The organism is Rhodovulum sp. HP10 (assembly GCF_047553435.1).
Lineage (GTDB): Bacteria > Pseudomonadota > Alphaproteobacteria > Rhodobacterales > Rhodobacteraceae > Rhodovulum.
This window is the reverse complement of the sequence record NZ_CP180201.1, coordinates 2,246,541-2,255,000: the sequence shown is the minus strand read 5'-3', so window position 1 is coordinate 2,255,000 and position 8,460 is coordinate 2,246,541. Positions and strand designations below refer to the sequence as shown.

Here is an 8,460-nt window from a genome sequence, read left to right as displayed (position 1 = left end):
AATTGCAGCGCGAGCAGCCCCAGACGGTTTTCCAGGGCATTGATCGGCTCGACCCCGAGCCCCCCGGTTGCACCGAGCCAGATCGTCCAAAGCGCAGGCAGCGTTCCCGCGACATAGGCCGGCCAGGTTGGAAACCGGGCCAGGGCGACATTGACCCGCTGCAGCCTCGTCATCAGAACTGGGCCGTGAGGTCCATGCCCGCATAGAGGCCGGCGACCTCGTCACCATAGCCGTTGAACATCAAGGTCGGCACCCGCGGCGCGAAGAAGCCGCCGCCGATCCGGCGTTCGGTCGCCTGCGACCAGCGCGGATGGTCTACCGTCGGATTGACATTGGCGTAGAACCCGTATTCGCGCGGGGCATAGCGGTTCCAGCTGGTCGGCGGCTGCTTTTCGGTCAGGGTCAGCCTGACCACCGACTTGATCGACTTGAAACCATATTTCCACGGCACGACCAGTCGCAGCGGTGCGCCATTCTGGTTCGGCAGCGGCTTGCCATAGAGACCGGTTGCCATGATCGTGAGCGGATGCATCGCCTCGTCGAGCCTCAGCCCTTCGACATAAGGCCAGTCGAGAATGCGGCTGCGCTGACCGGGCATCTCCTCGGGGCGGTAGAGCGTCTCGAAGGCGACGTATTTCGCCGAAGGCTGCACCCCGGCCATGTTCAGAAGATCGGACAGTTCGAATCCCTGCCAGGGCACGACCATCGACCAGGCTTCGACGCAGCGCAGCCGGTAAAGCCGGTCCTCGATACTGACCTTCGCCAGAATGTCTCCCAGATCGTAGCGGCCGGGCCGCTCGACCAGACCACCGATCTCGACCGTCCAGGGATTGGTGGTCAGCGCCCCCGCCTTGCGACTGGGATCGTCCTTACCGGTGCCGAATTCGTAGAAATTGTTGTAGCTGGTTATCTCGTCCCAGCTGTTCGGGGCCATATCCCCGGACCCGGCACTCGCGGCGCCGGCTACAGTCCCGAGCCCCGCAGCCGCGAGGCCGCCCAGGATCCGGCGACGATCGAGCCAGACCGTCTCGGCCGTCACCTCGGACCAGCTCAGCCGATTTCGCCAGCGCCCTGCCATGATCGTTCCCTTTCCGCGGTTCCCCGCGCGAAAACCTAGACCGCAGCCGCCGCGCGGCAAAACAACGTCATCTCACGAGTTCGTTGATCAGGTCAGAGCGGGGATAGACCTCGTTCATCGGCCGTGTGCTGCCATCGGGCAGCACCAGCCGGACGTGGCGGCGACGCATCTGCCGGGGCTCGGACACGCCGACCGAATGAGCGATGGTCTCAACCTCGGAAATCACCGACCCGGCATAACGCGCGACGCGGTGGTATTTCTCCTCGACCACCAGCCCCTTCTGCAGATGCGGCTGGTGGGTGGTGATGCCGGTCGGACAGGTGTTACGGTTGCATTTCAGAGCCTGGATGCAACCCAGAGCGAACATGAAGCCGCGGGCCGAGGCGACGAAATCGGCCCCCGCCGCGATCGCCCAGGCGACATCTGCGGGATTGACCAGCTTGCCGCTGGCGATCAGCCGCACCCGATCATGCAGCCCCGCCGCGTCGCGCAGGTCCGACACCATCAGCAGCGCCTCTCGGATCGGCAGCCCGACAAGGTCGATAAGCGGCATCGGCGCGGCGCCGGTGCCGCCTTCGCCGCCGTCGATGGTGATGAAATCGGGCGCCGAGGTGGCGCCCCGGGCACGCACCACATCGAACAGCTCTTCGAACGGTTCGGGCCCCCCGACCACCGCCTTGAAGCCCACGGGCTTGCCGGTGACCTTGCGGACATGGCCGATCATGTCCAGCATTTCCTCCCAATTGCCGACCTCGGCATGGCGGTTCGGCGAATAGCTGTCCTCGCCCAACGGGATGCCTCGAATACGCGCAATCTCTTCGTTGATCTTGGCTGCGGGCAGGATGCCGCCCTTGCCGGGCTTGGCGCCCTGGCTCAGCTTGATCTCGAACATCTTCACCTGCGGGATCGCCGCCAGCGCCGCCAGCTTCTCATCCGACAGATGGCCATGGGCGTCGCGCACGCCGTATTTGGCGGTGCCGATCTGATAGACGATGTCGCAACCGCCCTCGAGATGATAGGGTGAGAGGCCGCCTTCGCCGGTATTGAGCCAGATCCCCGCCTGGGCCGCGCCCTTCGACAGCGCCTGCACCGCAGGTTTCGAAATCGCGCCGTAGCTCATGCCCGAGATATGAAAAAAGGACGAGGTGACATAGGGAATGCGGGCGAAGGGGCCGATCTTCATCGGCGCGGTACTGGCGAACTGACCTTCGAGCGGCGGAAAGGCCGCGTTGACGAAAATCGGCGTACCGGGAATGCTCAGATTTCGGGTCGACCCGAAAGCCACGGTATTGCTCTTGCCTGCCCCGGCCCGTGCGACCCAATCGCGCTGTGCCCGGTTGAAAGGCATTTCTTCGCGGTCCATCGCGAAGAAATATTGCCTGAAGAACTCGCCCAGCTTTGTGAAGATATTGCGAAACCGACCGATCACCGGGTAGTTGCGGCGGATCGCGTCGCCGGTCTGGGTCCGGTCGATGATGAAAAGCGCAAGGCTGACCATAAGAAGGGTACCGATGACCAGCGCAAAAGCACCCGCCAGCACTTGCAATGCGTAATAGGCCCAGCCCATCCTGCCCTCGTATGCCTGCGCGGGCGGACGATGCCGGCCCCGCCGTTTCGGATAACCTGCGCGGACAATAGAACGGATACAACCCCGCGCGGCACCAGCCTCGGAGGAAAAGATGAAAGCAATACTTACCGCGACGATACTTGCCGCATTTCTTGCGGCGAAGGCTGTCGCGGCGGCCCCGGTCACCTACACCACCAGCCAGAGTTTCGAGGACGTCGCCTTCGAACTTGAAGCAGCGATCACCGATCGCGGCCTGGTGATCGACAGCGTCAGCCATCCGGGCGAGATGCTGGAACGGACCCGGGCCGATCTGGGTTCGGACAAGACGATCTTTCTCAAGGCCGATATCTACAGCTTCTGTCCGGCCTCGCTCTCGCGCAAGGTGATGGAGATCGACCCGCTCAACATCCGGTTCTGCCCTTACGGCATCTTCGTGCTGCAATATCCACAATCGCCCGAGAAGACGACGATCGGCTACAACACCTATCCCGAGGGGCCGATGAAGGAGGTCGAGGCGCTGCTCGACTCCATCGTGCGCGAGGTCGTCGGGCTGGACTGACAGGCAGCAAAAGACGCCCGGATCGTCAGACCCGGGCGCCCCATCTCGCCGCGTTACGGTCCCGCGCTTCCGATCAGTGCAGGCCCGATCAGTGCAGGACTGCATCCTCCGGCTTCGGCCGGTTCGACCCGACCACGCGGTCGCCGATGATCAGGCCCTCGGTCCCCACCGTCACCCCGACCTTGCCGCCGTCGCGGATCTCGCCGGCCAGCAGCGCCTCGGCCAGCGGGTCCTGCAGACTGCGCTGGATCACCCGTTTCAGCGGCCGCGCGCCATAGACCGGGTCATAGCCCGCATCGGCCAGCCATTTCCGCGCCGCCTCGTCGAGATCGAGCACGATACCGCGGGGATCCAGCCGTTTCTGCAGCCGCCGGAGCTGGATCGTCACGATGCCGTCCATGTCCTCGCGGGTCAGGCGGTGGAAGATCACCGTCTCGTCCAGCCGGTTCAGGAATTCCGGCCGGAAATGGGCGCGCACCGCTTCCATCACCTCGCGCCGCGCCGCCTCGGCATCGGCCCCGTCGGGCAGCTGGCTCAGCGCCTGCGACCCGAGATTCGAGGTCAGCACGATCAGCGTCTGCTTGAAGTCGACCGTGCGGCCCTGCCCGTCGGTCAGCACCCCGTCATCGAGCACCTGCAACAGCACGTTGAAGACGTCCGGATGCGCCTTCTCGACCTCGTCGAACAGGATCACCTGATAGGGCCGGCGCCGCACCGCCTCGGTCAGAACGCCGCCCTCGTCATAGCCGACATATCCGGGCGGAGCCCCGATCAGCCGGGCGACGGCGTGTTTCTCCATGAATTCCGACATGTCGATCCGGACCATCGCCTGATCGTCGTCGAAAAGGTATTCCGCCACCGCCTTGGTCAGCTCGGTCTTGCCGACGCCGGTCGGCCCGAGGAAGAGGAACGAGCCCAGCGGCCGGTTCTCGTCGTTCAGCCCGGCGCGTGCGCGCCGCACCGCATTGGCGACGGCCTTCACCGCCTCTTTCTGGCCGATCACGCGGCGGCCGAGTTCCTCTTCCATGCGCAGAAGCTTGTCGCGCTCGCCTTCCAGCATCTTCGAGGTCGGGATGCCGGTCCAGCGTTCGACGACCTGGGCGATCTGCTCGGGCCGCACCGCCTCGGCAACCATCACGTCATCCTCGCGGCTCTCGGCCTCGGACAACGCCTTTTCAAGCTGCGGGATGATGCCGTAGGACAGTTCCCCGGCACGGGCCAGATTGCCCTCGCGCTTGGCCTGGTCAAGCTCGGCCCGGGCCCGGTCGAGCTGTTCCTTGAGCTGACGGGACCGATCCAGCTTGTCGCGTTCGGCCTGCCATTTCGCGGTCATCTCGGCCGATTGCTGCTGCATCTCGGCCAGTTCGGCCTCGAGCTTCTCAAGCCGGTCCTTCGAAGCCTCGTCGTCTTCCTTCCGGAGCGCCTCGGCCTCGATCTGCTTTTGCAGGATGTCGCGGTCGAGCGCGTCCAGTTCCTCGGGCTTGCTGTCGACCTCCATCCGCAGGCGGCTGGCGGCCTCGTCGACAAGGTCGATGGCCTTGTCGGGCAGGAAGCGGTCGGTGATGTAGCGATGGCTGAGCGTCGCGGCCGCAACCAGCGCCGCATCCGAGATCCGGACGCCGTGGTGCAGCTCGTATTTCTCCTTGATGCCGCGCAGGATCGAGATCGTGTCCTCGACCGTGGGCTCGTCGACGAAGACCGGCTGGAACCGCCGCGCCAGCGCCGCGTCCTTCTCGACATGCTTGCGGTATTCATCGAGCGTGGTCGCGCCGATGCAGTGCAGCTCGCCCCGCGCCAGCGCGGGCTTGATCAGGTTCGCCGCATCCATCGCGCCTTCGGATTTGCCCGCGCCGACCAGCGTGTGCATCTCGTCGATGAACAGGATCACCTCGCCCGCCGCGGCCGAGATCTCGTTCAGGATCGCCTTCAGCCGTTCCTCGAACTCGCCGCGATATTTCGCGCCCGCGATCAGCGCCCCCATGTCGAGCGCCATCAACCGCTTGTTCTTCAGGCTCTCGGGCACGTCGCCATTGACGATCCGAAGCGCAAGCCCCTCGGCGATCGCGGTCTTGCCGACGCCGGGCTCACCGATCAGGACCGGGTTGTTCTTGGTCCGGCGGCTCAGCACCTGCATGGCGCGGCGGATCTCCTCGTCGCGGCCGATGATCGGGTCGATCCTGCCCTCCTCGGCCATCTCGGTCAGATCGCGCGCATATTTCTTCAGCGCCTCATAGCCATCCTCGGCACTTGCCGTATCGGCAGTGCGGCCCTTGCGGATGTCGTTGATCGCGGTGTTGAGGTTCTGCGCCGTGACCGCCCCCGCATCGAGCGCGTCCTTGGCCTTCGACGGCACCATGCAAAGCGCCATCAGCATGCGTTCGACCGGCACGAAGCTGTCGCCCGCCTTTTTCGCCAGCGTCTCGGCCTCGTCCAGCACCCGGCCGGTGGCCTGGTCCATATAGACCTGACCCGCATCGCCGGTGACCTTGGGCATCTTGCCAAGCGCGGCCTCGACCGCCTCCAGCACCCGTTCGGGCGCACCGCCCGCCCGGCGGATGAGGTTCGAGGCCATGCCCTCCTCATCGTCCATCAGCGCTTTCAGAAGGTGTTCGGGCGCCAGCCGCTGGTGGCTTTCCCGCATCGCGATGGTCTGGGCGGCCTGCAGAAAGCCACGCGACCGTTCCGTGAACTTCTCGAGGTTCATCGGGTTCTCCTTTCCTAGAAGCGCCCGCCTCCGGGATGCCTGCCCCACAGCGCATCCTCCTTTGCGGGCCTTGTTTCGCAATCTGGGAAGGGTGCGGGGCGGATGCAAGACCACGCCCACGCTTTGTCGTGCTGGACGGGGCTGGCGCGGCCCCGTAGAAACCGGCCCGACCCGATCCACGTCCGCCAAGGAGCGCCCCCATGACCGATGACCGCCTGATCGTCGCCCTCGACGTCCCCGATGCCCATGCCGGGCTGACGCTCGCCACCCGGATCGGCGATGCCGTCTCCTTCTACAAGATCGGGCTGGGGATGCTGACGGGCGGCGGGCTGGCGCTCGCGCACGAGCTGAAGGACGAGCACGGCAAGCGGATTTTCCTCGACATGAAGCTTTTCGACATCGGCGCCACGGTCGAGGCGGCGGTCCGGGGCCTCGCCCGCTTCGATCTGGATTTCCTGACCGTGCATGGCGACCCCCATGTGGTGCGCGCCGCGCGCGAGGGTGCGGCCGGGTCGCAGACGAAGATCCTTGCCGTGACGTTCCTGACCTCGCTCGACCGCGCCGATCTGGATGCCGGCCTGATCCGCGCGGGCGATCTGCCCGATCTCGTGGCCGAACGCGCCGGGCGCGCCTTCGCGGCCGGGGCCGACGGGGTGATTGCCAGCCCGCAGGAAGCCGCGATGATCCGCGCCCTGCCCGAAGCTGCGGGCCGCCTCATCGTGACCCCGGGCGTGCGGCCCGCGGGCGCGGCGCTTGGCGATCAGAAGCGGGTCGCGACTCCGGCCCGGGCGGTTGCAGACGGGGCCGATCACATCGTGGTCGGACGTCCGGTCTGGCAGGCCGAGGACCCGCGCGCGGCAGCGCTGGCCATTCAGGCCGAGCTGGCCGCGCCCGAGGCCGGGCGCGCCTGACGGCGCGGGCTCAGGCGCCGGGCTGCTCCGCCAGGTAATCGGCCAGTCGCTCCTTGAGCTGGCCGATCCCCTTCGGATGGGCCAGATAATCGGCCACCGGCATCACCGCCCAGCCCTGCCCCTCATCGCCGAAGCGGATCCGGGCTATCTCGGCCGCATCGATCCGGGCCACGAAGAACCAGACCGGACGACCATGGCTGTTGAGATAGGTCCGGCGCCAGATCAGCCGCCCCGGATCGAGCTCAAGGCCCAGCTCTTCGCGGGTTTCGCGCAGCACGCAGGCGGACGGGCTTTCCCGCCCCTCGCGCGCGCCGCCCGCGAAATCCCAATGCCCGGGCCAGGCGATACGGGGCACATCGTCCCTGAGGATCGAGACCAGCCCGCGCCCGGTCAGCAGCGCAAGCTTTGCGCCGCCGAAGGGCTCATCCCTCATTGATGTCGTCATCCCAGATCTTGACCTGGCCCTTGCGCACGCCCAGCACCCGGCGCAGCACCAGCCAGGACAGGCCCGCGACCAGTCCCCAGATCACGACAAGCCAGGGCCAGGCCAAAGCCAGCCCCAGCCAGAGCGCGACCCCGACGGCTGCTGCGCCGACCGCGACGCCGAAGAAGATCTGGACCGGGGCCAGCATCTCGAGGATCCCCAGAACAGCCGCCCCCGCGAGCCAGACCCACCAGGTCTCGAGCATCAGCCGCGGCCCTTGAGCATCTTGAACGCGTCCGCGAAGGCATCCATCGCATGGGCGGGCAGGATGATCGTCTGCTTGCCCGTGCCGGTGCCGACCTTGGTCAGCGCCTCGACCTGTTTCAGCGCCACCTGATACTGCGCCGCCTCAAGCCCGTTCTCGGCAATGGCCTTGGCCACGACTTCGGTCGCATAGGCCTCGGCATCGGCCGAAACCCGGCGCGCCTCGGCAGCCTGGCGGGCGGCGTAAAGCTCGGCATCGGCCTGCAGCTCGACCGCGCGCTTCTTGCCCTCGGCCTCGGTCACCTGGGCGCGACGGGCGCGTTCGGCATTGAGCTGCTGCAGCATCGCCTCGCGGGTGGCGGCATCGAGATTGACATCGAGGATCTCGGCACGGGTGACCTCGATGCCCCAGTTGACCACCGCATCCTCGACGCTTTCCTTGATCGTGGCGATCAGGTCCGAGCGGTTCGACTGCACCTGGTCAAGCTCCATCTTGCCGATCTCGGCCCGGACGATGCCCGCAACGGTGGTGGCGATGGCCGCATCGATGTCGCGGATCCGGTACACGGTCTTTTCCGGCTCGAGGATGCGGTAGAAGACGCTGGTCTCGACCTGCACCAGCACGTTATCCGCGGTGATCGCATCCTGGCTGGCATTGGGAAGCTGCCGCTCCAGGATCGAGATCTGGTGGGCGACCCGGTCGAGATAGGGCACGATGAAGTTGATACCCGGCCCAAGCACCGAACGCAGCCGCCCGAACCGCTCCACCACATGCTTCTCGGATTGCGGCACGATCCGCACCCCGAGGAAGACCGTCAGCAGGATAAGACCGCCCAGCAGCAAGACCACGAGATTGCTGCCGATGAAGGTCGCCAGAAGTTCGGACAGAGGCATTCGTAAATCCTTTCGTGAAAGCGCCTGGACTATGCCCTGCGCCGCGGCGGAACGGAAGT

9 protein-coding genes (1 of these 9 cut by a window edge) are annotated in these 8,460 nt (G+C 66.1%); 2 read left to right on the top strand and 7 right to left on the bottom strand.

Annotated features, from left to right (window positions below; all coding sequences use genetic code 11):
* The 3 genes from msrQ to ACK8CO_RS10600 form a co-directional block, all read right to left on the bottom strand.
* A protein-coding gene (gene msrQ, locus ACK8CO_RS10610) for a protein-methionine-sulfoxide reductase heme-binding subunit MsrQ (protein WP_414896601.1) crosses the window boundary here: on the bottom strand, positions 1-173 show its 5' end (the start). It extends 436 nt beyond the left edge of the window; the window shows 173 of its 609 coding nt (coding positions 1-173); its start codon is at positions 171-173; its stop codon lies off the left edge, out of view.
* Positions 173-1,078 carry a protein-methionine-sulfoxide reductase catalytic subunit MsrP gene (gene msrP / locus ACK8CO_RS10605; RefSeq protein ID WP_414896600.1) on the bottom strand — a complete coding sequence of 302 codons (906 nt, stop codon included), beginning with the start codon at positions 1,076-1,078 and terminating at the stop codon, positions 173-175. Before msrP ends, msrQ begins: the two co-directional genes overlap by 1 nt.
* A gap of 67 nt (positions 1,079-1,145) precedes the next feature.
* A complete protein-coding gene (locus ACK8CO_RS10600) occupies positions 1,146-2,645 on the bottom strand; it encodes an FMN-binding glutamate synthase family protein (protein ID WP_080617682.1) in 1,500 nt (499 codons plus the stop codon).
* Positions 2,646-2,757: 112 nt separating this feature from the next.
* Here ACK8CO_RS10600 and ACK8CO_RS10595 point away from each other — a divergent pair, with 112 nt between their 5' ends.
* Positions 2,758-3,204, top strand: a complete 447-nt coding sequence (locus ACK8CO_RS10595) for a DUF302 domain-containing protein (RefSeq protein ID WP_414896599.1) — start codon at positions 2,758-2,760, stop codon at positions 3,202-3,204.
* Positions 3,205-3,292: 88 nt separating this feature from the next.
* Here ACK8CO_RS10595 and clpB read toward each other — a convergent pair whose 3' ends face one another.
* Positions 3,293-5,908 carry an ATP-dependent chaperone ClpB gene (gene clpB, locus ACK8CO_RS10590; RefSeq protein WP_080617684.1) on the bottom strand — a complete coding sequence of 872 codons (2,616 nt, stop codon included), beginning with the start codon at positions 5,906-5,908 and terminating at the stop codon, positions 3,293-3,295.
* Positions 5,909-6,108: 200 nt separating this feature from the next.
* Here clpB and pyrF point away from each other — a divergent pair, with 200 nt between their 5' ends.
* Positions 6,109-6,819, top strand: coding sequence for an orotidine-5'-phosphate decarboxylase (pyrF, locus tag ACK8CO_RS10585; protein WP_414896598.1), 711 nt, complete (start codon positions 6,109-6,111; stop codon positions 6,817-6,819).
* A 10-nt stretch (positions 6,820-6,829) separates the two neighbouring features.
* On the opposite strand, the gene ACK8CO_RS10580 is transcribed toward pyrF, so the two are convergent.
* Genes ACK8CO_RS10580 through ACK8CO_RS10570 form a run of 3 tightly spaced genes read right to left on the bottom strand, consistent with a single transcriptional unit; the run spans position 6,830 to position 8,401 of the window.
* Positions 6,830-7,252, bottom strand: a complete 423-nt coding sequence (locus ACK8CO_RS10580; protein ID WP_414896597.1) for an NUDIX hydrolase — start codon at positions 7,250-7,252, stop codon at positions 6,830-6,832.
* Positions 7,242-7,508 carry an NfeD family protein gene (locus tag ACK8CO_RS10575; protein WP_080617687.1) on the bottom strand — a complete coding sequence of 89 codons (267 nt, stop codon included), beginning with the start codon at positions 7,506-7,508 and terminating at the stop codon, positions 7,242-7,244. Before ACK8CO_RS10575 ends, ACK8CO_RS10580 begins: the two co-directional genes overlap by 11 nt.
* Positions 7,508-8,401 carry an SPFH domain-containing protein gene (locus ACK8CO_RS10570; protein WP_080617688.1) on the bottom strand — a complete coding sequence of 298 codons (894 nt, stop codon included), beginning with the start codon at positions 8,399-8,401 and terminating at the stop codon, positions 7,508-7,510. The genes ACK8CO_RS10575 and ACK8CO_RS10570 overlap by 1 nt, the downstream gene beginning before the upstream one ends.
* Positions 8,402-8,460: the final 59 nt, after the last annotated feature.